The 22,477-nt window shown below is 58.7% G+C and carries 14 protein-coding genes; 3 read left to right on the top strand and 11 right to left on the bottom strand.

All coding sequences use genetic code 11. From position 1 onward, the window contains the following. Positions 1 to 3: 3 nt before the first annotated feature. From rpiB to E0E20_RS01045, 3 genes are all read right to left on the bottom strand, one after another. Positions 4 to 432, bottom strand: a complete 429-nt coding sequence (rpiB, locus tag E0E20_RS01035) for a ribose 5-phosphate isomerase B (protein WP_130836477.1) — start codon at positions 430 to 432, stop codon at positions 4 to 6. A 63-nt stretch (positions 433 to 495) separates the two neighbouring features. After that, positions 496 to 1,548 (bottom strand): L-threonylcarbamoyladenylate synthase, encoded by a 1,053-nt coding sequence (locus E0E20_RS01040; protein ID WP_130836478.1) that lies wholly within the window; start codon positions 1,546 to 1,548, stop codon positions 496 to 498. A 36-nt stretch (positions 1,549 to 1,584) separates the two neighbouring features. Next, on the bottom strand, positions 1,585 to 3,762 hold the full coding sequence (locus E0E20_RS01045) for a glycosyl hydrolase family 18 protein (RefSeq protein ID WP_165443921.1): 2,178 nt from the start codon (positions 3,760 to 3,762) through the stop codon (positions 1,585 to 1,587). Between the two features lie 972 nt (positions 3,763 to 4,734). On the opposite strand from E0E20_RS01045, the gene E0E20_RS01050 reads away from it, so the two are divergent. Next, positions 4,735 to 5,493, top strand: a complete 759-nt coding sequence (locus E0E20_RS01050) for an adaptor protein MecA (RefSeq protein ID WP_130836217.1) — start codon at positions 4,735 to 4,737, stop codon at positions 5,491 to 5,493. Positions 5,494 to 5,581: 88 nt separating this feature from the next. Here E0E20_RS01050 and E0E20_RS01055 read toward each other — a convergent pair whose 3' ends face one another. Then, positions 5,582 to 5,791, bottom strand: coding sequence for a DUF1858 domain-containing protein (locus E0E20_RS01055; protein WP_130836218.1), 210 nt, complete (start codon positions 5,789 to 5,791; stop codon positions 5,582 to 5,584). Between the two features lie 349 nt (positions 5,792 to 6,140). Here E0E20_RS01055 and nifJ point away from each other — a divergent pair, with 349 nt between their 5' ends. Then, entirely contained in the window at positions 6,141 to 9,656 is a 3,516-nt protein-coding gene (gene nifJ, locus E0E20_RS01060; RefSeq protein ID WP_130836219.1) for a pyruvate:ferredoxin (flavodoxin) oxidoreductase, read from the top strand. 150 nt (positions 9,657 to 9,806) lie between these two features. Beyond that, positions 9,807 to 9,977: a DUF362 domain-containing protein gene (locus tag E0E20_RS01065; protein ID WP_130836220.1), complete on the top strand. Its 171-nt coding sequence runs from the start codon at positions 9,807 to 9,809 to the stop codon at positions 9,975 to 9,977. Between the two features lie 161 nt (positions 9,978 to 10,138). Here the strand turns inward: E0E20_RS01065 and E0E20_RS01070 are convergent, their stop codons facing one another. From E0E20_RS01070 to E0E20_RS01100, 7 genes are all read right to left on the bottom strand, one after another. After that, a complete protein-coding gene (locus E0E20_RS01070; RefSeq protein WP_130836221.1) occupies positions 10,139 to 12,955 on the bottom strand; it encodes an alpha-L-rhamnosidase in 2,817 nt (938 codons plus the stop codon). Positions 12,956 to 13,032: 77 nt separating this feature from the next. Beyond that, complete coding sequence (locus E0E20_RS01075) at positions 13,033 to 13,884, bottom strand: carbohydrate ABC transporter permease (protein WP_165443922.1); 852 nt, start codon at positions 13,882 to 13,884, stop codon at positions 13,033 to 13,035. A 4-nt stretch (positions 13,885 to 13,888) separates the two neighbouring features. Beyond that, positions 13,889 to 15,856, bottom strand: coding sequence for an ABC transporter permease subunit (locus E0E20_RS01080; RefSeq protein WP_130836223.1), 1,968 nt, complete (start codon positions 15,854 to 15,856; stop codon positions 13,889 to 13,891). Between the two features lie 30 nt (positions 15,857 to 15,886). Next, entirely contained in the window at positions 15,887 to 17,554 is a 1,668-nt protein-coding gene (locus E0E20_RS01085) for an ABC transporter substrate-binding protein (protein ID WP_165443923.1), read from the bottom strand. 124 nt (positions 17,555 to 17,678) lie between these two features. After that, the gene (locus E0E20_RS01090) at positions 17,679 to 18,659 is read right to left on the bottom strand and encodes a LacI family DNA-binding transcriptional regulator (RefSeq protein WP_165443924.1); all 981 of its coding nucleotides are present in this window, start codon (positions 18,657 to 18,659) and stop codon (positions 17,679 to 17,681) included. A gap of 290 nt (positions 18,660 to 18,949) precedes the next feature. Beyond that, complete coding sequence (locus tag E0E20_RS01095) at positions 18,950 to 20,506, bottom strand: DUF3329 domain-containing protein (protein WP_130836226.1); 1,557 nt, start codon at positions 20,504 to 20,506, stop codon at positions 18,950 to 18,952. 16 nt (positions 20,507 to 20,522) lie between these two features. Then, a complete protein-coding gene (locus E0E20_RS01100) occupies positions 20,523 to 22,415 on the bottom strand; it encodes an ABC transporter ATP-binding protein (RefSeq protein ID WP_130836227.1) in 1,893 nt (630 codons plus the stop codon). Positions 22,416 to 22,477: the final 62 nt, after the last annotated feature.

A 22,477-nucleotide genomic window follows, 5' to 3' on the forward strand; every position in this document is an offset into this window, starting at 1 on the left:
GCCTTATTCTTCGATCCGGGAGATCCGGCGCGAATGCTTTTCCTCCCTGGAAAAGGGCGTATCCAGAAAAACATCAACAATGTCGGCCGCCAGCTTCGGCCCGATCATCCCGCCGCCCAGCGCCAGTACATTGGCATCATTGTGAAGCCGCGTCAGCTTTGCCGTGCTGGTTTCCGCACAGAGCGCGCAGCGTATGCCCTTTACCTTATTGGCCACAATGGACACGCCGATTCCCGTCGTGCAGATCACGATCCCTTTCTGCGCCGTACCGCTGGCGACCGCCTCCGCGACAGCCCTCGCATAGCCGGGATAATCCACCGATTTCTTATCGAAGCATCCGAAATCCTTTACCTCGTCGCTCCGCTCCGCGAGGTGCGCCAGCACCTCCTCCTTGAGCGCAAAGCCGCCGTGATCGCATCCGATCGCTACCATCATGATCGTTCCTTTCTGCCTGTCCCGCAGGCTCCGGAAAACTATGCGGTTTTTCTGCCGCCTCTATGTCAGATCAATCACCCGGTGCCCCGCCGCTTTCATCAGCCGGTTCATGACCGCCATGCCGATTCCGTCGTCCGCAAAGGCCTCGGAAAAAATAAGCTGAACTCCCTCGTCATCAAATTCCCGGAGGATCCGGAACAGCTCTCTCGCCACCATCCGCTCCTCGGTCCGGGTACCAGCGCTCTTCACCGAATCCGCCCGGTACCGGTCTCTCGTTTCATCCGTGCAGATCACCCCGGTGCGAAGCCCGTGCCCCGCCGCCTCCGCCGTTCTTTCATTGATATAGCGGATGACCTCCGCCGCGGCGCCCTCCACGATGCTGAGCTCCCCCCGCGGCGCGTAATGCCGGTATTTCATTCCCGGCGCCCTGGGCCTTTCCCCGGAGCTGCCGCCCAGTATCGTCCGGTCCAGCGCGACGCTCCCCAGCGCATCCTCCAGCATCTCTTTCGTCACGAAGCCGGGGCGCAGTATCGTCGGCGTTTCTCCGGACAGATCAATGATGGAGGACTCTACGCCGATATCGACCTGTCCGCCGTCGATGATCATATCCACAAGGCCGTCCAGATCCTCCCTGCAGTATCTCGCGAGTGTGGGACTGGGCCTCCCTGACCGGTTGGCGCTCGGCGCGGCGACGTAGCCTCCGCCGGCCTCGATCAGCGCAAGGGCGATCCGGTTGCGGGGAAAACGGATTGCCACCGTGTCCAGCCCGCCTGTCGTTTCCGGCGGGACAAGACGGCTTTTCGGCAGAATCATGGTCAGAGGTCCCGGCCAGAACCGCTCTGCCAGAATATGGTACGCCTCCGGAATGCGTTCGGCGATCCGCTCCGCCGCCTCCGGGCGGCAGATATGCACAATCAGGGGATTGTCGGAGGGGCGTCCCTTGGCGGCGTAGATCTTTCTTGCGGATTCCGGATTCAGGGCATCCCCTCCGAGACCGTACACCGTCTCTGTCGGAAACGCCACGAGTCCGCCTCTTTTCAGAATATCGCCCGCCCGGGCGATGGCCGCTCCGTCCGGCTCCTCTTCGGTCATGGAAACATACTCTGTGATCATCAAAGCTCTTTTCTTTCGCGGGTTTCCGCCGCGGACTCAGCCGTCCATGTACTGCGCAACCGCGTCCCACACGTCGGCCGTCTCATAGCCCAGCCGCCACGCCGCCACGCCGGCAATTCCATCCGCCGTCATGATCTCGAGCTTGGACGCAATGGAGCGCGCGTCCTCGACCCACATCTGATAGCGGGCGCCATTTTCCGTAAAATCCACATAATTCTGTCCGGATGCGTCGTCCCATACCTGCTCCGCGCCGTGAGCCGCGATGAACTCCTGCGCCTGCCGCATTCCGAGCGCCTTGCTGGTCAGGCCCTCCGCATCCGTCTGCCACAGCCTTGTATAGAAAGGAACCGCGTTGATCAGCTTGGACGCCGGAACCTCCTGCAGCGCCCTCTGGATTCCGTAGCGAACATAATCGATCGAGGCGACGCTTCCCGCCTCGCTGCTCCCCGCGTAGTGCTCGTCGTAGCCCATGACGATGACGTAATCCACAAACGCGGCCTGCTCGTCCATGCTGTAATAATCATTGAAATCATAGGTGACGTAGTTGTCCACCGACAGCGTGAGCCCCCGGCTCCGGCACGCAATGGACAGCTCCCGGACGAACTCAATGAAATCATCTCCGTTCTCCGGGTTGATCAGCTCGAAGTCCACATTCAGCCCATCAAAGCCGTAAACCTCCGCCTCGCGCATCAGCTGGGAGATCATATTCTGGCGGGACGCCAGCGTCGTGAGAAAGCGATTGTGATCGACGCCCTCGGTATTGAAATTATCGACAACCGGCCAGACTTTAAGCCCCATGGCATGGGCCTGCTCCACGTAGCTCTGCGTCGCGTAGCTTGCAATATTCCCGCTGTCGTCAAGAAGCGGATACCATGTGGGCGCAATTACCCGCAGTCCGCGGGCTGCCGCCGTGACGTCCGGCAGCGTGGCATTCCCGTCCGCCGAGATCACGCTGTGCCAGCCCATGCTGACTTTTCCGTCAAGTCCGGCTCCCGGCGCGGGCTCTTCCGCCGCCTCCGCTCCAGTGGGAACGGCTGCCGTCATCTGCCTCTCATCTTCCAGAAAACGGTTCTCCACATAGCCGATATAGCCGTCTTCGGTCAGAATCTTTGTCCACTCCTGCATTTTTTCAAGAATGAACACCGTCTCCCCGGCCTCTGCCGGAGTGAGAATCTCGCTCTTGACTCCGCCCGCGATGCGGATGTTCGTGTCGCGGGCGATCGTCGCGGCTGTTTTTTCCTCATCCTCTGTGCGAAGCACCATGCGGTTCGGCTCCGTAAACGTCTCGGCGGTAAAATCCGTAAACTTTTTGATATAGTCAAGCGCCAGATACAGCGTTCCGTCCTCTATGCGCGCCGGCTGATAGCTCTCCGTCACGGTTCCGTCCGAGACAGACGACCACTCAGAGCTCCCCACTGCCGTCTGCACCAGCTCCGTGGGACGAGCGTACAGCAGCAGGCCGTCGCTCTCACCGTAATAAAAGCGTTTGTTCAGAAGCTCCCTGACCATATCGCAGGACAGATAGAATGTGCCGTCCAGAAGACGCGCATGGGTCTCATAGAGCGCATCCTGATAGATCACGGCGACATCCGTTTCCCCCGAGAGGGAAAAATACCCAGCAAGATCCGCTGTTTCATCGGAATACCCGTAGCGCTCCTCGTAGAGACGAAAGCCGAACACTCCAGCCAGAATCACCAGCAAAAGCACCGGAAGCAGCCACTGCCAGCGGAAATGCCGGCCGCCGCGGCCCTGTCTTCTCCCTTTCCGTCCCTCTCCGGAATAGCGGTTATTTCCAAACGAGGGGGCCTCGCGGTATGTGCGGCTCACGCCGCCCCGGGCTTTTGCCGCTCCGGATGCGCGCGCTCCCGTTACGCGGCTCCGGCCCCCGCCGACGCTCCGGCTTCTGCCCGCCGCATACCGGCTATCGGAAACACCCGACGTATAGCGCCGCCGGTCATAGCGGACCTCCTGCCCGTCATCCCCGTCGTCAACGCTTTCCCCGTAGCGGTAATTCCCGCTGTCGCGGCGGACGCTCCCTTTTCCGAAGCTGCGCCGGACATAGCTCACATTTTCAAATTCTCTGTCTTCAAATTCCCTGTCCCCATGGCTCTCCTCTTCCGCGTCCTCCGCCGGTCTCCCGGAGGCTCCGTATCGTATCCCGGCATCCGTATAATACCGCTCCCCGCTGTCTCGTCTATGGTCCGTATTGCCCATGAAAACCTCTGAAAATCTGGGCCTTGCAGTCATACTCTGTCTGCATCTGCCCGTAACCTTTGATATTATAGCACAGCTCCCCCGCAACAGACAAAGACCGGGCGCATGTATCGCAGTCCGGTGCACGGCAGTGCCCTCCGTCCCTATTCTGCCACAGATACACACGCCCGAAAGACAGGCTGTTCAGATATGCTTTTCGATTTGATAAAAGACCGGCATCCCCATTCAATAAGGAAAAGGCACGCCGCAAAGACAGACGGCAGGCTCTTCAGTGCGGCCATCTCGGAGGTCTGCGTCTTGCATTTCCGTGGGACGCCTCCGCGGTCAGAGCCCGCCGCGGCATGGGACAGTAGCCTCTGCACATTGCAGAAATACACTTCACGGCAGACGCCGATCCGCGGACAGAACATCATCGTATTGTGAATTCGCGTGAAAAAATTTCAGTGAAGCCTGAAAGAATGCGGAGAGAATATCCGCCGCACAGCAGATCCGCAGACCGCGGGCACTCTGCAGACAGAGGCCCGTGCGCAGCTTCCGTCCGGACGCTGCACCGTACTGCGAAAAAAGATAAGTAGTACTCCGCAGAATGCGCGGAGAGACAGGTTCACCTGTCGGAAAAACGGTTCGCCTCCTTTCCGGATACATGGATTTGTCCCGCATCAGCCGTCATGAGTATAACCGGGCGCCCAGCCGCTGCTCAAGGCCGCCGCGCCACTTAATTACGCAAAACAGTTTTCTTGTCCGTTTCGATCTCTTCATCTAAAAAATGCACAACATCTGAAAAGTACACAGCCTGACAGGGAGAGGCGCACCGCACCTCTCCCTGTGGGCGGCCAGAGGCGATGCTCGCCTTGGCCGCCCTGAACCATTACAAAGTATAAAACTTTAGTGAAACCGCGTCCCATCCTATTGACGCTGTATTTTCAAAAGTGTATAAGTGGGGAAAAGAACTGGCAATATGGGGTTATTTCCATGAAAATAGAACGATTGAACGATAATCAGATCCGCTGCACGCTCACGGGCGAGGATCTGGCAAAACGAAATATAAGGCTCTCCGAGCTGGCCTACGGCTCCGACAAGGCCCGCCGTCTGTTCAGCGACATGATGCAGCAGGCCGCGGTTCAGTTCGGCTTTTCCGCGGACAATATTCCGCTGATGATCGAGGCCATTCCGCTCAATTCCGAGAGCATTGTGCTGGTCGTGACAAAGGTTGAGGATCCCGAGGAGCTCGATACCCGCTTTTCCAATTTCGCTCCCTCTGTCGAGAAAGAGGCAGGCGGGGACGACGCGGGTTCCCCCTCGACGTTTGAGCGTCTGATGGACGCCATCCGGCAGGGCCCCGCCGAAGCAGAGCCGGAAGCCCGCGGCGGAGCGGGCGGAAACGATGAGGCCGCAGGAAAAGGACTGGCCGATCTGCGGCGCTATATCTTCACGCACCGCCTCTTTTCCTTTGAAAATATGAACGACGTCATCGCCGCGGCCCGGCTCGCCTCTCCCGATCTTGGCCCGGATACGCACTGCGCTCTCTATTTCAGCGAGACGGCGGGACGCTACCATCTGGTTCTGGCTTTCCCGGATCCCGACGCGGTCAAAAAGCACCAGAACGTGCTGGCCTGCCTGTCCGAATACGGCGCTCCCGAGGTGATGTCCTTTGCCCGCGAGCTCCATCTGCAGGAGCACGAGCGCGCCGTCTGTCCGGAAAACGCGCTCGCCACGCTGGCGGCGCTCTGAACAATAATTAAAAGAAAAGGGACTGCGGCAAAACGATCCTCGTTCTGTCACAGTCCCTTTTCTCGCGTCCGCGTATCCGCGTCTGCTCTTACTCGGCTTTAGCCGCGCAGGCCGCCTCAATATGCTCCATCAGCTCGTGAATATCCACGCCGTGAACCATCGCCGCCTCCTCGAGCGTCTCGCCCTGCGATGCCGGGCAGCCGAGGCAGTGCATGCCGATCTGCATGAGAACCGGCGCAATATTCGGGTTTGCCATGAGCGCCTGTCCGATTGTCATATCCGGAGTAATCTGTGCCATATGCTTTGACCTCATTTCTGAAAAACAGTGGTGTCTGATGAACGGATCCGAATGGGATCCCTTTCCATGATGAACTTTCCATCGAAGTATAGACCACCCGCGTCAAAAGCGCAACCGGACAAACCCGGACAGTTGTCCATGTTTTCCGATGCTACCGGTCCTCCGCGCAAAAGCTCCGGACCGCCTTTCCAAATCGCTCCCAAACGCCTTGTTTTGTGCGTTTTCCCGCCGTTTGCACAGGTATAAATACATTGCTTTTTGCATGTCCCGATGCTACTATGGGCATAGGGGTTGATTCATTGTATACAGGCTGTATACAACATCAGAATAAACATAGGAGGAAACATCAATGGCCAGAAAATTCAAAACCATGGATGGCAACGAAGCTGCCGCTCATGTAGCATATGCCTACACAGAAGTAGCTGCCATCTATCCCATCACGCCGTCGTCCGTCATGCCCGAGCATGTCGATGAATGGGCGACCGCGGGAAGAAAGAACATCTTCGGTGAGACAGTACAGGTCACCGAAATGCAGGCCGAGAGCGGTGCCGCCGGCGCCGTGCACGGTTCTCTCGCCGCAGGTGCAATGACTTCCACATTTACCGCTTCTCAGGGTCTTCTTCTCATGATTCCCGACATCTACAAGGTCGCGGGCGAGAGACTTCCCGGCGTATTCAATGTATCCGCGCGCTGCGTCGCTACGCATGCGCTGAATATCTTCGGCGATCATTCCGACGTATATGCCTGCCGCCAGACCGGCGCAGCCATGCTCTGCGAGTCCTCTGTGCAGGAGGTCATGGATCTGACCCCCGTCGCCTATGTCGCCGGCGTCGAGGGCAAGCTTCCTTTCATCAATTTCTTCGACGGTTTCCGCACCTCCCATGAGATCCAGAAGATCCAGATGTGGGACTATGAGGATCTGAAGGATCTCATCGATCTCGATAAAATTCAGGAGTTCCGCAACAATGCCCTGAACCCGAATCATCCCCGTCAGATGGGTTCCGCGCAGAATCCTGATATCTTCTTCCAGACCAGAGAGTCCTGCAACGCCGCCTACGACGCAATGCCTGCCATCGTACAGTCGGCCATGGACAAGGTCAATGCCAAGCTCGGCACGGATTATCGTCTGTTCAACTACTACGGCGCGGCGGATGCCGAGCAGATCATCATCGCCATGGGCTCTGTCAACGAGACCATCGAGGAGACGATCGACTATCTCAATGCGCAGGGACGCAAGGTCGGCCTCATCAAGGTCCGCCTGTACAGACCTTTCGCGGCGGATGCCTTTGTCGCCGCGATTCCCGACACCGTGAAGAAGATCTCCGTTCTCGACAGAACCAAGGAGCCCGGATCCATCGGCGAGCCTCTGGCGCTCGACGTCATCGCAGCTCTCAAGGGAACGAAGTTCGGGAACGTCCCGGTCTTCTCCGGACGCTACGGCCTCGGCTCCAAGGACACCACGCCGGCGCAGATCATCGCGGTCTATGACAACGAGGAGAAAAAGAGATTCACCATCGGCATCGTCGACGACGTCACCAATCTTTCCCTTTCCACCGGCAGAGAGATCGTCACGACCCCCGAAGGAACTATCTGCTGCAAGTTCTGGGGCCTCGGCGCGGACGGAACGGTCGGTGCAAACAAGAACTCCATCAAGATCATCGGCGACAACACCGATATGTACGCGCAGGCGTATTTTGACTATGATTCCAAGAAGTCCGGCGGCGTGACCATGTCCCACCTCCGCTTCGGCAAGAAGCCGATCAAGTCCACCTACCTCATCCATCAGGCGAATTTCGTGGCCTGCCACAAGGCATCCTACATTCGCCAGTTCAACATGGTGCAGGAGCTGGTTGACGGCGGCACGTTCCTTCTCAACTGCCCGTGGTCCGTCGACGAGCTCGACAAGGAGATTCCCGGACAGGTCAAGAAGTTCATCCATGATCACAAGATCAACTTCTACATCATGGACGGCGTGAAGCTCGGCATTGAGACCGGCATGGGCCCGACCCGGATCAACACCATCCTGCAGGCGGCGTTCTTCAAGCTGGCGAAGATCATCGACACCGATACCGCCGTCGATCTGATGAAGAAAGCGGCAGCTAAGACCTACGGTTCCAAGGGACAGGACGTCGTCGACAAGAACTGTGCAGCCATCGACGCCGGAGCGGCGGACAAGAACCTTGTCAGAGTCGAGGTCCCGGAGTCATGGGCAAACGGCGAGGACGAGGGTCTTCATGTCGGCCATGCGGACAGCGGCCGCGAGGATGTCGTCGCTTTCGTCAACAGCATTCAAGCCAAGGTGAACTCTCAGGAGGGCAACAGCCTCAAGGTTTCCGAGGTTCTTCCGTACACCGACGGCTCCACTCCCTCCGGCTCCTCCGCCTTTGAGAAGCGCGGCATCGCCGTCAACATTCCGGTATGGGATGCGGAGAAGTGTGTAGGCTGCAACAAGTGCTCTTTCGTCTGCCCGCACGCCGCGATCCGTCCGGTTGCCATGACCGAGGAGGAGGCCGCAAAGGCTCCCGAGGGAATGTCCATCAAGGATCAAAAGCAGTACGCTCCGTTCAAGTTCGCCATCGTCAATTCCGCTCTGGACTGCACCGGTTGCGGAAGCTGCGCGAACGTCTGCCCTGCCAAGGCTCTGACCATGAAAGATCTGGAGGCCAATCAGGGCAACCAGAGATTCTTCGACTTTGCCGTAAACGAGGTCACGCAGAAGCAGGAGCTTGTAGACAAGTTCAAAGAGGTTTCCGTCATCGGTTCTCAGTTCAAGAAGCCTCTGCTTGAATTCTCCGGCGCCTGCGCAGGCTGCGGCGAGACGCCTTATGCGAAGCTCGTCACCCAACTGTTCGGCGACAGAATGTACATCGCGAATGCGACCGGCTGCTCCTCGATCTGGGGCAACTCCTCCCCGTCCACGCCTTACACCGTGAACGCAAAGGGACAGGGCCCCGCGTGGTCCAACTCCCTGTTCGAAGATGCCGCCGAGTTCGGCTACGGCATGCTACTCGCACAGAACGCGATCCGCGACCGTCTCTCCGGCAAGGTTAAGGTTCTTGCGGACGACGGCAACGCTGCGGCGCAGGAGTGGCTTGATACATTCCACAGCGGTGCGAAGAACGGCGCCGCCACGGAGAAGCTGCTCGCCTCTCTCGCCTCCGATACATCGGCCGAGGCGGAGGAACTGAAGAAGAACAAGGATTTCCTTGCAAAGAAGTCCCAGTGGATCTTCGGCGGAGACGGATGGGCCTATGATATCGGCTTCGGCGGCCTCGACCATGTTCTGGCCTCCAAGAAAGATATCAACGTCTTCGTCTTCAATACCGAGGTCTATTCCAACACCGGCGGACAGTCCTCCAAGGCTACCCCTGAGGGCGCTGTCGCACAGTTTGCAGCCGGCGGCAAGGAGACTACACAGAAAGATCTGGCAAGCATCGCGATGAGCTACGGCTATGTCTATGTCGCGCAGATCGCTCTGGGCGCCGACCCGAATCAGGCCGTCAAGGCAATCGCCGAGGCGGAGGCCTATCCGGGACCGTCCCTGATCATCGGCTATGCTCCCTGCATCAACCACCACATCAAGGTGAAAGGCGGCATGTCCAAGGTCATGGACGAGGAAAAAGCAGCCGTGGACACCGGCTACTGGAACCTGTTCCGCTTCAATCCTGCGGCGGACAAAAAGTTCTCTCTGGACAGCAAGCCGGCAACGGCTCCGTACAGCGACTTCCTCGCAAGAGAGGCCCGCTACACGAGCCTGCAGCTCAAGAATCCGGAGAAAGCAGAGAGACTGTTTGCAGAGGCCGCGGCACATGCCGAGCAGCATTACAGCTATCTGCAGAAGCTGGGCGAGCTCTACAACAACTGACCCGCTCTGCCGGGCGGTCCGCTGTGACCGCCGACCGCCGAAAGGTCTGTTACCGCAATATCCGTTTCGGTGCAGTCTCTGCTCAGGAGCTGCGCCGAAACGATATGATTTCATCATCCATACATCGTTATTCAAAGGAGGATATTTATTATGGCACGTGTAATCAGTGAAGCTTGCATCAGCTGCGGCAGCTGCGCCGCGCAGTGCCCCGTGAGCTGCATCACCCCGGGCGACACCCAGTACAACATCGACGCGGATTCCTGCATTGACTGCGGATCCTGCGAGGCGCAGTGCCCTGTCGGCGCCATCTCCATGGCATAAACAAGACCGCATGACACAAAACAGCCCCCGCTGCTGCCGGCTTTCTATCGGTAACAGCGGGGGCTGTTTCTGTCTTCTTATATAAGGACGGCGGCGAAGCCGCACGGCGCGTCCCGACGCCGGCACCATCCGGAGCGGCCCGCCCGTGCCGGCGCCGGGCCTCAGCGCAGGAGACGGATCCGATAGCTTCCGGCAGGGAGCAATACCGACTCCCCTTGTCCCAGAACCTGCGGAACGGGCGCCGGGCCGGTTTCTCCATCCGCAGCAGCCTCCTCTTTTTCCTCCGCTCCGGCCTTGGTGATCTCCGCCCTTTGTAGCGCGCCGCATACAGCAAAGTCCGCGGCCGTATCAAAGGGAACGGTGAGGCGCATCGTATAACCGTCCTCCTCCGTCTCCCAGCAGGAGACGATTGTTCCGTAGACCGATTCATACTCTGTCCGGCAGAAGCCGAAGCGCGGATCCGGCTCGGGCCGGAGCCGAAAACGGCGGAAGCCTCCGCCTTGCTCGTCCGGATGAATGCCGCCCATCGTCCGGTAAACCCACTCTACCACCGCCCCATACGCATAATGGTTCAGACTGTTCATGCCGGTATCGCTGATGCTGCCGTCCGGCAGGACGGAATTCCAGCGCTCCCACACCGTCGTGGCTCCCATATTGACCTCATACAGCCAACTGGGATAATCCTCGTTGAGAAGAAGCGTGTAGGCATACTCCGTGAGCCCGATTTCCGAGAGCGTCCGGCACAGATACGCCGTTCCCACAAAGCCCGTCGTCAGATGAATCTTTTCCTCCTCAAGGCTCCGCCGCAGGTCCTCCCGCAGGCGCTCCCTCGCGTTCTCCGGCGCGATGCCGAAGTGCAGAGCCAGAACGAGAGCCGTCTGCGTCGGAATGGCAAGACGCCCCGTAGCCGTAAAATATTCTCTGCGCATTGCCTCGCGCACCTCTCCGGCAAGTCCCGCATAATACGCGGCATCCTCCCCGCAGCCCAGCACCGAGGCCGCTCTGGCCGTCAGCTCCGCCGAGTGCAGATAATAGGCGCTCGCCACATAATACGGATCCGTCCCCCCGAACGAGGAGCCCGCGTGGAAATTATCGAGAGCCAGCCAGTCCGCAAAATGAAAGCCGTGTGTCCAGAGCCTCCTCCCGCCGCAGAAGCAGTCGTCGATATCGTGGATATGATCGACCCAGAGCTTCATATTTTCATATTGTTCCGCAAGCCGGGTTTTGTCCCTGAAAAATACATACATCGTCCATGGGATCACCGTGGCCGCATCTCCCCACGCGCAGGACCCGGCCGCCGCATCCGTTTCCTCGGGCATATTCCCATCTTCCGGCGCATTCCCATCTTCCGGCGTATTCCCGTCCTCCGGCAGCTGCAGCGTTCCCTCCGCCGCGTCTGTTTCTTTCTGATCCGCGCTTCGCCGCTTCATCACCCTGCCGATCTGATCAAGAACGTCCGGCACGACATGAGGGACGCTGCCGGCAAGAAAATCCTCTTTCTGCTCCTGCCGCATATCATAGAGAAATTTCCCGTAAAAGCCCGGTGTGTACATATTGAAGCTCGCGGTCGCCGCAAAGGCCTGCGCGTCCCCTGTCCAGCCCATGCGCTCGTCCCGCTGCGGGCAGTCCGTGGGGACATCCACGAAGTTCCCTTTTTGCCCCCATCTCGCATTCTGAATCAAGCGGTTCACTTTCTCATTATCCGTCGTAATCCGCCCGGTTTCCGGCATATCGGAATGCAGAACAAGGCCGGTGAAGTCAGAGAGCTCGAACTGCGTAAAGCCCTCCGCTTTCATATAGCGGAATCCGTAAAAGGTGAAATGCGAGGTGTAGCTTTTTTCCCCGCCGCCCGCATAGTAAATCAGCTCCTGCTTTGCCGTCCGGAGATTCTCATTGTAGAAATTCCCGTTCTGCAGAATCTCGCCGAACCGCAGATGAATCCGCGTTCCCGCCTTTTCCCGGCACACAAAAGAAATCAGTCCCGTCATCTCCTGTCCGAAATCAAGGACCGTCTCGCCGGCCGCCGTCCGGATCAGCTCCACCGGTGCAAGGCGCTCATGCACCACGAGCGGAAGACTCCGCCGGGCCGACAGCCTTGCCGTGAGCTCCTCCCCCGCCGGAACCGCCGCCGCCCATCCCCTCTCCTTTGAGAGCTCACAGCGGGCCGTGCCGAAGTCCTCCGCCTCAAGGCGGGCGTCGTATTCCTCCCCGTCGTAGATGCTGCTGGCAAGCATCGGGGAACGATGCGCACAAAAGCTCTCATCCGACGAAATCACCACCGCCTCGCCGGACGGCAGCTCCGCCGTCAGCTCGCAGATCAGCTGCTGCGTATCGCCGTAGAGACGGTCCAGCCCGTCGATGAAGCCGAAGCGCCCCATATACCAGCCGTTCCCGAGCGCGATTCCGAGCGCGTTGTCTCCCGCCTCGAGCTGCTCCGTGATATCGTAGGTCTCCACCTGTATCCAGTGATTATAGTCGTTGTAAAAGGGCGCGAGATAATCCTCCCCCACGCGTTCCCCGTTCAGAAACGCCTCGTAAAGGCCAAGGCCCGTGATCCGCAGACGGGCCCTCACCGGCTTTTCGTCAAGCCGGAAGCGCTTCATAAAAATCGCGTGACCTCCCTCTTCAAACGGCGCTCTGATCCATTTCGCCGCCTCTCCCATCGCCCGATAACGCTCAAAAAATGCAGTCCCGCTCTCCGCGCTGTCCCCGGCGTCATCCGTGACATATACTTTCCAGAAATAGCGCACACCCTCGCAGGCGGTAAACGCGGGGACAAAGGAGGCGGAATCCACTCCCGCCCGGCGGCCGCTGTCATACACGGGCTCCGCAAAGCTCTCGTCCCGCGAAATCAGGACCCGCACCGTCTCCGTTTTCTTCCCCGCGGCTTCCCTGACTTTCCACGAAAGAGAAAGCACATCCAGCGCATAGCCGACCGGATTTTCCATATGATTTGTTTTCAGCTCGACAATCCTCATGCCTGCCTCCTGCCCGCGCCCCGCCGCGGCGCATCAGAAACCGGGAAAATTCCCGCTTCTTTCTGTCTCCGCACTCTCTAGCCCTTTACCGCCCCCGCGGTCATGCCCTCCATATACAGCCTTGAAGTAAAGAGAAACAGAACCAGAATCGGAAGCGTGGCAATGACATAGCCCGCAAACATGGAACCGATGTTTACTGTCCCCTGCGCGTTCGTAAACACCCGAACCGCGACCGTGATGACCTGCCGGGTATTGGATTCAATCACCATCATCGGCCAGATAAAGTCGTTGTAATAGCCCACCATCTGCATCACGGCGACCGTCGAGAGGATCGGCTTTGCAAGCGGAACCGCGATGTAAAGGAGCTCTCCCAGCTCCCCGCAGCCCTCGAGCCGCGCCGCCTCAAACAGATCGGCCGGGAGCTGTTCGATAGAGTTTCTGCACAGGACGATGCCCAGAATCTGTCCGCCGGAGATCCACGGAAAAATCAGAGCCCACCATGTATTAAACAGTCCGTATTTCTGTATCAGCACATAGTTCGGCGCAAAATACAGATTCCCGGGAATCATCATGAGCGCCAGAAGAAGCAGATACAGCAAGCGCTTTCCCGGAAAATCGAGCCGCGCGAAGACAAAGCCCGACACCGCTGCAAGCACCAGTGTGAGCACAACCGCGAGGCCCACGACGCCGATGGTATTAAGCATATTGCGGAACAACAGCCGGAACGCGTCGCCGTAGTTCTCCAGATGAGGGCGTTTAGGCAGGGCGAAAAAATCGTGATAAATTTCCACATTCGTTTTGAACGAGGTCACGAGCATGACCAGAATCGGGACAAAGGCCAGCAGCGTGATCAATCCCATCACAAGCTCGACCAGGAGCTGGAAGCGCTGCTCCCGCGCATGCCGTCCGCCTTTTCTCAGAATCGTCATCCTGTCACGCCTCCTTTTCTCTTGTAAGAAACATATTGGCAAGCGTGACAGCCATGGTAAACAGAAACAGCACCACGCCCAGCGCGCAGGCATAGCCGTATCTGCCGAACTGAGCCACATTGAAATACAGCTCCAGCGCCGGCACATAGGTCGATGTCCCCGGACCTCCCTGCGTCAGAATGTAGATCTCATTGAAATTCTGCATAATGCCGATCATCGTCAGAATCAGCATGACGCGGAACTGCGGCCGGATCAGGGGGAGCTGTATTCTCCAAAAAATATCCCGTCTCCTCGCGCCGTCTACGACGGCAGACTCCTCCACCTCTCGTCCGATTCCGATAAGTCCGCCGTAATACACGAGAAACGCCATGGCGTTCACAAAGGGAAATCCCATGAATACGATTGCCCAGATCGCCGTCCCCGCGTTGCCGAGCCAGACCCGCGTCCAGCTCTCCCGCCCGATTCTCCGCAGGAGCTCATTGATCAGCCCGATATTCGGGTCGTATATCTTGAGCCACGTCATGGCACTGATCACGCCGGGCACCACGATAGGGAGAACAAAGAGAAAGCGGTGAAGGTACTTTCTTCTTCCGCCGCTTGCGGAGTAGACAAGCCAAGCGCAGAGCACAGGGACGGTCAGAACCTTGACCACGCCTGTCCCGGCAAGAATCAGAAGATTCCTCATGCCCACCAGAAAATAGCCCTCTGTGAGCATTCTTCTGAAATTATCAAGACCGACAAAGTGCATCTTCGCGACGGTATTGTTCGTCAGGGACCAGTCCGTGAATGCGCGGACAAGCGCCGTGAGGATCCCCCGGTAATTGAACAGCCAGATAAGAATAAAGGTAGGCGCCAAGAGAAGATACGCCATGCGGCAGCGCCAGATCCGCCGCGCCGTCCAGCGGATCGCCGCCCCCGTTCCCGGAAAGGACAGGAGGAGAAAGAAGACGGCAGCCGGGTACAGCACCGCCGCCGCGGCTCTTGTATACTTCGCCGCCGCGATATTCCGCTTGATATGCGCAAGCTCCTCCATATTCATGCTCTTGATGAAATCGCCCGACCCGGTGAACCAGACGCTCCCGCCCTCCGCCGCGAAGCCGGCAATGCCCGCGCCGATGCGGTCGGTGTAGATCTGCTCGTCCTGCTCATTCAGAATAAACAGATAGCCTTCCTCACTGCCGACAGCCACATAGCGCTGTTCCCCGTCCGTGCCGACCGACGACGGCGTCGCCTGCATGCCGTTCGCAATGCGTCCGTGTCGAAGAATACAGAGTTCATCGTCAAAAAAGAAATATCCTCCGTCCTTGCAGAGCACAAGGTGCGAATCCCCGGCGTCGATCATCTGCACCACACTGTAATCCGTCCGGTACTCGGTCTCCTTTTCTCCTCCCTCTCCGATGCGGATCAGCTCTCCCCGATTATTGCCGATGATCATTCTGTCGTCCGCCGTGATGGCAATTCCGCCGATTCTGACCTTAAAGGATGCACTTTCCAATAGTTGACCATTCCGGTCAAAAAGAAGAGCCCCCGCCTTGCTCGTGCCGGTCAGCGTCGCCGCGGCAATTCTTTCGCCGTCGTCCGAGACCGCAATCGCCACCACGCGCCTCTGCACGTCAATTGTCTGTACAGAACGTCCGTCGTTCAGATCATAGAGATAAATGTGACCGTCCTGATTCCCCGCAAAGACAAGCCCGGAGCTCACTTCAACATCCGCGAACGCCCCCTGCGCGGACTGCCGCCACAGCTCCCCGCCGTCCCGGAAAGCAATCAGCTCATTGCTCCCGGTTGTTCCGACAAGGAGCGTCTGTGTGTCCTCATCACAGGCAATGCAGCTGTTCACCGCCCCGGTCGAGACCGGCGCCGCGGTGATCCCCTCCGTCCGGGCCCGGTACAGAAGATGCGCTGCCGTCAGAAGGAGCGCCGCGGCAAACAGCAGGATAGAAATCGCGGCAGTCTTTTTCCCGGTTTCCATGGATTTCTATTCCTTTCCGTCAGTTTTCCGTCAGTTTCCGGTCGGCTCGTTCTGCGGATTGGCGAGGTCGCTCTCGCCGACTCCCTTGGCCGCCATGGCATCCAGCACATGGTTCATGATATTCTGCTCATGCTTCTCCGCCCACTCATCGACCGTAATCGCGCCGCTCAGATAATCATAGGAATACTGGTAGAAATCGCGGAACGTCTCCGCCGACTCTCCGATGCCCCGCGCCAGAAGATTGTTGAAGTCTTTCTGCACATTTCCGATAAAGGTCAGATTGGAAAACGCATTCTGGATCTCCTCCGGATATTCGACACCGTACACAAGGCTCGAGCCGGCCACATTTCCTCCCGCTTTCAGGGATTCCTCGATGCAGATGCTCTGTCCCTCCTTCGAGGAGAAGAACATCAGAAAATCAAGAACCAGATCATCATGCTCCTGTCCCTTGGAGATGACGCCGAGGAAGCCGTTGGCGACCTCGATGGTTCTCGCTTTCGCCTCGATTCCCTCGCCCTCCATGGACGGCATATTGAACGAGCCGAGATCAAACTGAATGGCATCCGCGATCGCTTCGCCGTCCGAGGTCTCGATGCTGCCGCCGCTCTCCAGCGCGGCCATATCGTTCATGAAGTCGATAATGCCCCACGCGCCGTTGACCATCATCGCCGCCTTGCCCTGATAAAACAGAGTCTTCGCGCCGTCCGCATTGGTTCCGAAGAACGCGTCGCCTCCGGCATATTCCGGGAATACCTCCGCAAAATTCTTCCAAACCGTTTTCATTCCCGCCGTGTCACCGGTGTAAACGCCGTCCTTTACATTTGCAAAGGCACGACCCGGATTCTGCGTCAGCTTCGCCGCGTCGTCATTCCACGGATCCGAGGGATCGTATTCCCACACGCCGTCAATATCCGGATCGTAGCAGTAATCGCCCTCCTGCGCCCGATTCTTCTCCACCATGGACCGGGTCGTCTGATCCGCGTAGACCTGTGCCAGCCATCCCATGGTTCCGGAATAGAAGCTGTCATAGTCGCCGGGCATCGCAATCGGCTGGTAGCCTGCGTCTTTCAGCTTCTTGCAGACGTCGATCAGCTCGTCCCATGTCTCCGGCGCGCTGACCCCGACCTCATCAAAAACGGATTGATTATACAGCCACACGACCTGAACCGACTGAAGCGAAAGAGCCGTCATTTCTCCGGTGGACATATCCACCTTCTGCTGGGCGACGTCGAACTGCTCTCCCCATGTCCCGTCCGAATACGGGCTGTCGTTGTCAATATAGTCCGAGAAGTTCACCGCCTTGCCGGTGCTGGTATCGCCCGCCAGATTGATGTTGACGATATCCGCCGCCGGATTCTCGGAGGTAAACGCCGTCTGAACCCACTGGTCATAGCCGTCCGCCGCTTTCAGGTCGATGATGACGTCCACATCGGGATTTTTTTCCTCATACGCGGCCGCCACGGCATCCCATCCCGCCTGCACGCCGGTGCCGGTCTGTATGCTGACGGTGATGGTCTTTTTGCCGGAGCCCTCTTCTGTGGGCTCCTCTGCTTCGCTCGCCTCCAGCGCCGCGCTTTCGTCCTGCTGCGCCGCAGACTCCGTCTCGGCGGGAGCCGTTCCGCCCGCGTCCTGACCGCAGCCCGCAAGCAGAGAGCTCGCGAGCACCCCCGAAATCAACACTGCCAATACTTTTTTCATACCACCCTCCTTGCCGAAGCACCATTTGAGAAATACGCCGTTCCGCGCTTTCCCTCTGTAAAATGAGACTTCCGCCGCCGGCTGCGCCGTGCACATGCGCCTCCCGCAGCATGTTCTTTATCAATCAGGCATCGGAGCCGCAGAGCGCCCCAACGCTCTCCCGCTCGATATATCTGCCTGTAATGATACTTTTTTCTGCCTGCTCCCCCCGCATCCTGCACAGGAGCAGCTTCATCAGCTCCTCTCCCGCGAGCGCAGACGACACGTCGATGGTCGACAGATGCGGGTTGACGAAACGCCCGATTTCAATATTGTCGCAGCCCACGACCGAGACATCGCCGGGAATGCAAAGCCCTCTCTCCCGCAGTGCGTCCATGGCGCCGATCGCCATCAGATCATTGGTCGTCATGAGCGCCGTGAAGCGCACGCCTCTGCGGAAAAGCTCCGCGACGCCCCGGCGTCCGTCCCGCTCGCTCGTGGTCTCTCTGCTCTCTCCGTATACGATCTGCTCCTCGCCAAACGGAAGCCCCGCCGCGGCCACGGCCTCTTTGAAGCTCCCGCAGCGCTCATCCGGATTGTCTTCCCTCAGACCGCTCACATAGGCGATGCGGCGATGCCCCTTTTCCGCAAGCGAGCGCACCGCACTGAAGATCGCGTCCCGGTACCGGATGCCGACATATTCGCCGGAGGACACGGTGGGAACCTCTCCGGACAGGAGACGCTCGATCTCGGCGTCTCTCTGCGACGCCATGATGATCCCGTCGAGCCTCCGCTGCATCAGGCGGATGATCCCCTCCTCATCCGTGTCGTCTATGAGAAGAAGAGACGTGAGATACCCCGCTCTCACCGCCGCTCTCTGCGCTCCCATGAGGAGCGACGCGTAATAGGGGTTCTCGAGATTGTCGACCAGAATCGCAACATGCTGCGTTTTGCTGGTTGCAAGCCCCCTTGCCACGAGATTCGGCCGGTAGCCCAGCGTCCGCACCGCCTCCTCGACCCGCTCCGTGACCTCGGGAGAAAGGCGCTTTGTCCCGTTCACGACATAGGACACCGTCGCAACGGACACCTTTGCCAGCTCCGCTACCTCTCTGCGCGTAACAGCCATATCAACCTCCATGCCGAACCCAAATCGCCGTATGAAATCCCCTGCGCCGATGCGCATGGGTACAAGCCGCTTTGTGGCTCATGCCGCCCCGCCGTCGCTGCTGATCTCCCTTTTCTTTTTTGGTTACTCGCGTAACCTATGAGATAAATATAACACAGCTTTGCTGAAACGTAAAGAATTTTCTACTTAGTTCCCGCGCAAATCAGAAACAAGGCGCGTCATACCCCGCAGCCTGCTGCGGGGTATTTGACTCACAAAAAGCGGCTGTCAAAGTCATGCCTGTATGATGTTCAGAAGCCGAAAAGGCCGTTTTCCTCCACCTCTCCGTAGTTGTTCTGCGCGGCCTCCTCCTCGGTCTCCCGGCCGACGGAAACCGCCCACTCGTCATACGGCAGAGCGGAGATCGAGCGCACGCCGTAGTACTCCGCCATCGCTACGTTCGTCCAGTAGCCGGGATCCTCGGTCAGATCGCCGTCGTAGGCCGCCGTGAATTTATTCCGGAAATCCGCGTGGAGCTGTCCGACGGTGATTTCCTCGTTTCCCGCCGCTTTCTGCTCCAGAATATAGACCGTACGCTCATGGCTGTCCCGCCAGACGCGCACCATGTTGGCCCCGTTGTCAAGGTACATGAACACAAAAAACAGCGACGCCGCGGCAAGAAAGGACCAGCAGACCGCGCGCACGCCGATATGCTCATCCCGCTCTTTCTCCCCGGAAAGGACGTCCTGTATGCCCTGCAGACAGGCGATGATGAGGAAGACGCCCGCGCCGAAGAACGCCCGCGGCTGCGTCTGCGCCGTCAGAATCAGCGCATAAGAGGTCATGAAAAAAAGAAACGCAAACAAAAGCCGCTCGCGGAGCAGCGCCCGGAGCTCCGCCCGGCTCTCCCGGCGCTTTTGCAGCGCGCTGACCACAATCGTGAGAATCAGAAGCGCCAGCAGAAAGAAAAAGTACTTTTCCACGCGGAGCGTCACTTTCTGAAAGCGCGAGAGCAGACCGAACAGGCCGTCGTGCTCCTCCGTGCGGTACGCCGCGCGGAGCGCGTTGCCCGGCGCGCTCACCATAAGAAAGAGGCCGAGCGCATTCCCCGCGGCCGCAGCGCAAAGAGGAAGCGGCGGCAGTGTGAAGCGGTGCGGCCGCTTCCTTTCCGTTCTGCCCTCCATACTGCGCGCCGATATATTCCAAAGCAGAAGCAGAGCAAACAAAAGCGCGCCTCCCGAGGTGTTCTCATTACACCAGCCCGCGGCGACGCCAAAGAAAAGCATTCCCGCCGCCAGCGCGGCCTGTCTTGCCTTTCCCCGGGACTTTTCTTTTTCTATCCTCTCCGCGGACCCCTCTCTCTCCGCATCCGCCAGACGGCGCAGCACCGTCATAAAGCCCAGAATAATCGTCGTCCCCCAGAGGTAATTGCAGGCCCCGGTCTCCCACAGGACGGTCTGCGCGAAGTCCACCCCGGTAAACCACAGAAACAGCACCCCCGCGAGGTAGAGCCCCGGCTCATAGCGTCCCCGCCGCGTCACATTGGCGTACAAAAGCCACGTGAGCAGCACAAAAACCGCGCTGTTGCAGAGCTTGAACACGACGGGCGGAAGCACGAGAAAGCAGCGCAGCAGAAAATGCACAAGAGAGCGGCCGTTCCATGTCATATACTGCCGGTACTCCTGAAGCAGCAGCGCCCGCACGCTCCCCGCGTGCCGCGCCTGCGCGCCGTAGCTGAAATCATCCGTCAGCATCGGCGTCATCAGATTGAAGAGCAGGATGGTCACGAACGTCATGACCATCAGCAGGTAAAACGCCGTCCGGCCCCTGTCCTGCTTTAATCCTCTTGATCGGTTTCTGAATGGCATCTGTTTCTCCCGCGCGTCACGCCTCGCGCCGCTGCTGCCGGATCAGCTCCAACAGCTCTTCCTTTGTCAGCCGGTTGAATTTCTGATTTTCCACGCGGTACACCGCGTCACAGTTTGCAATCGTCGAGAGCCGGTGCGCCACAATGATCAGCGTCTTGCGGCCGTGCAGCCTCTCGATCGCCTCCATGATCGCTTTCTCCGTCTCGTTGTCGAGCGCCGAGGTCGCTTCGTCAAAAATCATGATCTGCGGATCGTTGTACAGCGCTCTGGCAATGCCGATGCGCTGCCTCTGCCCGCCGGAGATCCGGACGCCCCGCTCGCCGATGCCGGTATTCAGGCCGTCGGGCAGGCTCCGGACAAACTCGTCGAGCTTCGCCTCCTCAAGAACATGCCAGACCTTTGCGTCGTCGATATCCTCCGGCCTCACGCCGTAGGCGACGTTGCTTCGTATGGTGTCGTCGAGCATGAACATCATCTGCGGCACATAGCCGATATCCGCATACCAGCCCGGCAGATTTTCCTCGATGTCAATGCGTCCGTCCACAAGAATCTGCCCCTCCTGCGGCTTCAGCAGGCCCAGAATGATATCGACCGCCGTGGATTTCCCCGCTCCGGACGGACCAACCAGACCGATGGAATGCCCGATCGGAATCGTGAGAGAGCTGTCTTTCAGAATATCCGTCTCCGTCCCGGGATAGCGGTAGCTGATGTCTCTCAGCTCCACATGGTCCGAAAAGCTAAGCGGACGGATCTCATCGCGCCCCTCAAAGCGGGCGTCGACGTTCGCCGCGCGCGAGTCGGTGATGATCGTTTCCACGGCGGTCAGGCTGGGCTCATAATAGGCCACGCTGTTCAAAGACTGTGCGATGCGATTCGCGCTCGGCATGATGCGGATCGCCACTACCGCGAGAACGCCGATGCGAGCCATCATCGGCGCGGCGTTGTCCGTTCTCCCGATGAAGATTCCCATCATGGCGAGAATCCCCACCATCGTCATCGTCTCGATGGACAGGCGGGGGAGGTTCGCGACGGAGGCGGACTGGGTCTGAATCTCGGCGAGCTTCTTTCCGCTCCGGTCATATTGATCGATGAAGTATTTCTCCCGGTTCAGCACCTTTGTCTCCTTGATGCCGTTGATCGCCTGCATGAGCCACTTCGTGACCAGCGCGTTGTTGACGTTCGCCTCATGCCCCCAGCGCCGCGAAACCGGACTGATGATGATTTTGTTCACAGCGAGAATGAGGCCGATCACAAGAATCATGACCCCGGTCATCGTCGGGCTCATGAACAGAGAGACGGCAAACAGCGCCGCAAAGATGATGATGTCCGTAAAAAGAGAGAGATAGGTTCTGACTAAGTTATAGACCCCGTTGACGTCGCTGGCGATATGCCGGATGGTCAGCGGCGTGCTCGCATCCAGAAAAAATTCATAATCCCGCGAGACAAAATCCTTGAACACCGTCCGCGAGGTCCGGTACATGCCCTGATAGACAAAGCGGTTCTGCATGAGATACATGACATACAGAAACACGTTCTTGATCAGGTAAATCACCATGAGCGATACGATCATCAGCAGCAGAAAGGAATTGACGCTGCGAAGCTGCAGAAGCTCGTAGATCATGCGGTAGCGCCGCCTGCCGAGCGCCTCGCCGGGCGCCATCGCCACCTCGATCAGGGGAAGAATCAGCGAGGTTCCGACGGTTTCCAGCGCCGCGCCGATCAGCATCATAAAAAAAAGCCCCAGCATCCGGCGTTTTTCCGCCGGCGTCAGAACCCGGAGCACGCGGCGGAACACCTGCGCCTCGTTTACGCGGCGTGTCCGGCGCTGCTCTTCCTTTTTTTCCTGCGCCTCCAGAGAATCGATGTGCTCCCGCGCCGTTTGCGCCGCGCCGTTTTTTTCTTTTTCCATACGCTCCCTCGTGTCGCTCCGCCGCGGGCCGGACGCCGCGGATGCCCCGCAGAATCCGATCC

The organism is Lachnoclostridium sp. Marseille-P6806 (genome assembly GCF_900625025.1).
Lineage (GTDB): Bacteria > Bacillota > Clostridia > Lachnospirales > Lachnospiraceae > CAG-791.

Excerpts from the sequence above, each read along its gene's own strand:
- rpiB (WP_130836477.1), bottom strand. The coding sequence starts at position 432 with ATGGTAGCGATCGGATGCGATCACGGCGGCTTTGCGCTCAAGGAGGAG.
- E0E20_RS01040 (WP_130836478.1), bottom strand. The coding sequence starts at position 1,548 with ATGATCACAGAGTATGTTTCCATGACCGAAGAGGAGCCGGACGGAGCG.
- E0E20_RS01045 (WP_165443921.1), bottom strand. The coding sequence starts at position 3,762 with ATGGGCAATACGGACCATAGACGAGACAGCGGGGAGCGGTATTATACG.
- E0E20_RS01050 (WP_130836217.1), top strand. The coding sequence starts at position 4,735 with ATGAAAATAGAACGATTGAACGATAATCAGATCCGCTGCACGCTCACG.
- E0E20_RS01055 (WP_130836218.1), bottom strand. The coding sequence starts at position 5,791 with ATGGCACAGATTACTCCGGATATGACAATCGGACAGGCGCTCATGGCA.
- nifJ (WP_130836219.1), top strand. The coding sequence starts at position 6,141 with ATGGCCAGAAAATTCAAAACCATGGATGGCAACGAAGCTGCCGCTCAT.
- E0E20_RS01065 (WP_130836220.1), top strand. The coding sequence starts at position 9,807 with ATGGCACGTGTAATCAGTGAAGCTTGCATCAGCTGCGGCAGCTGCGCC.
- E0E20_RS01070 (WP_130836221.1), bottom strand. The coding sequence starts at position 12,955 with ATGAGGATTGTCGAGCTGAAAACAAATCATATGGAAAATCCGGTCGGC.
- E0E20_RS01075 (WP_165443922.1), bottom strand. The coding sequence starts at position 13,884 with ATGACGATTCTGAGAAAAGGCGGACGGCATGCGCGGGAGCAGCGCTTC.
- E0E20_RS01080 (WP_130836223.1), bottom strand. The coding sequence starts at position 15,856 with ATGGAAACCGGGAAAAAGACTGCCGCGATTTCTATCCTGCTGTTTGCC.
- E0E20_RS01085 (WP_165443923.1), bottom strand. The coding sequence starts at position 17,554 with ATGAAAAAAGTATTGGCAGTGTTGATTTCGGGGGTGCTCGCGAGCTCT.
- E0E20_RS01090 (WP_165443924.1), bottom strand. The coding sequence starts at position 18,659 with ATGGCTGTTACGCGCAGAGAGGTAGCGGAGCTGGCAAAGGTGTCCGTT.
- E0E20_RS01095 (WP_130836226.1), bottom strand. The coding sequence starts at position 20,506 with ATGCCATTCAGAAACCGATCAAGAGGATTAAAGCAGGACAGGGGCCGG.
- E0E20_RS01100 (WP_130836227.1), bottom strand. The coding sequence starts at position 22,415 with ATGGAAAAAGAAAAAAACGGCGCGGCGCAAACGGCGCGGGAGCACATC.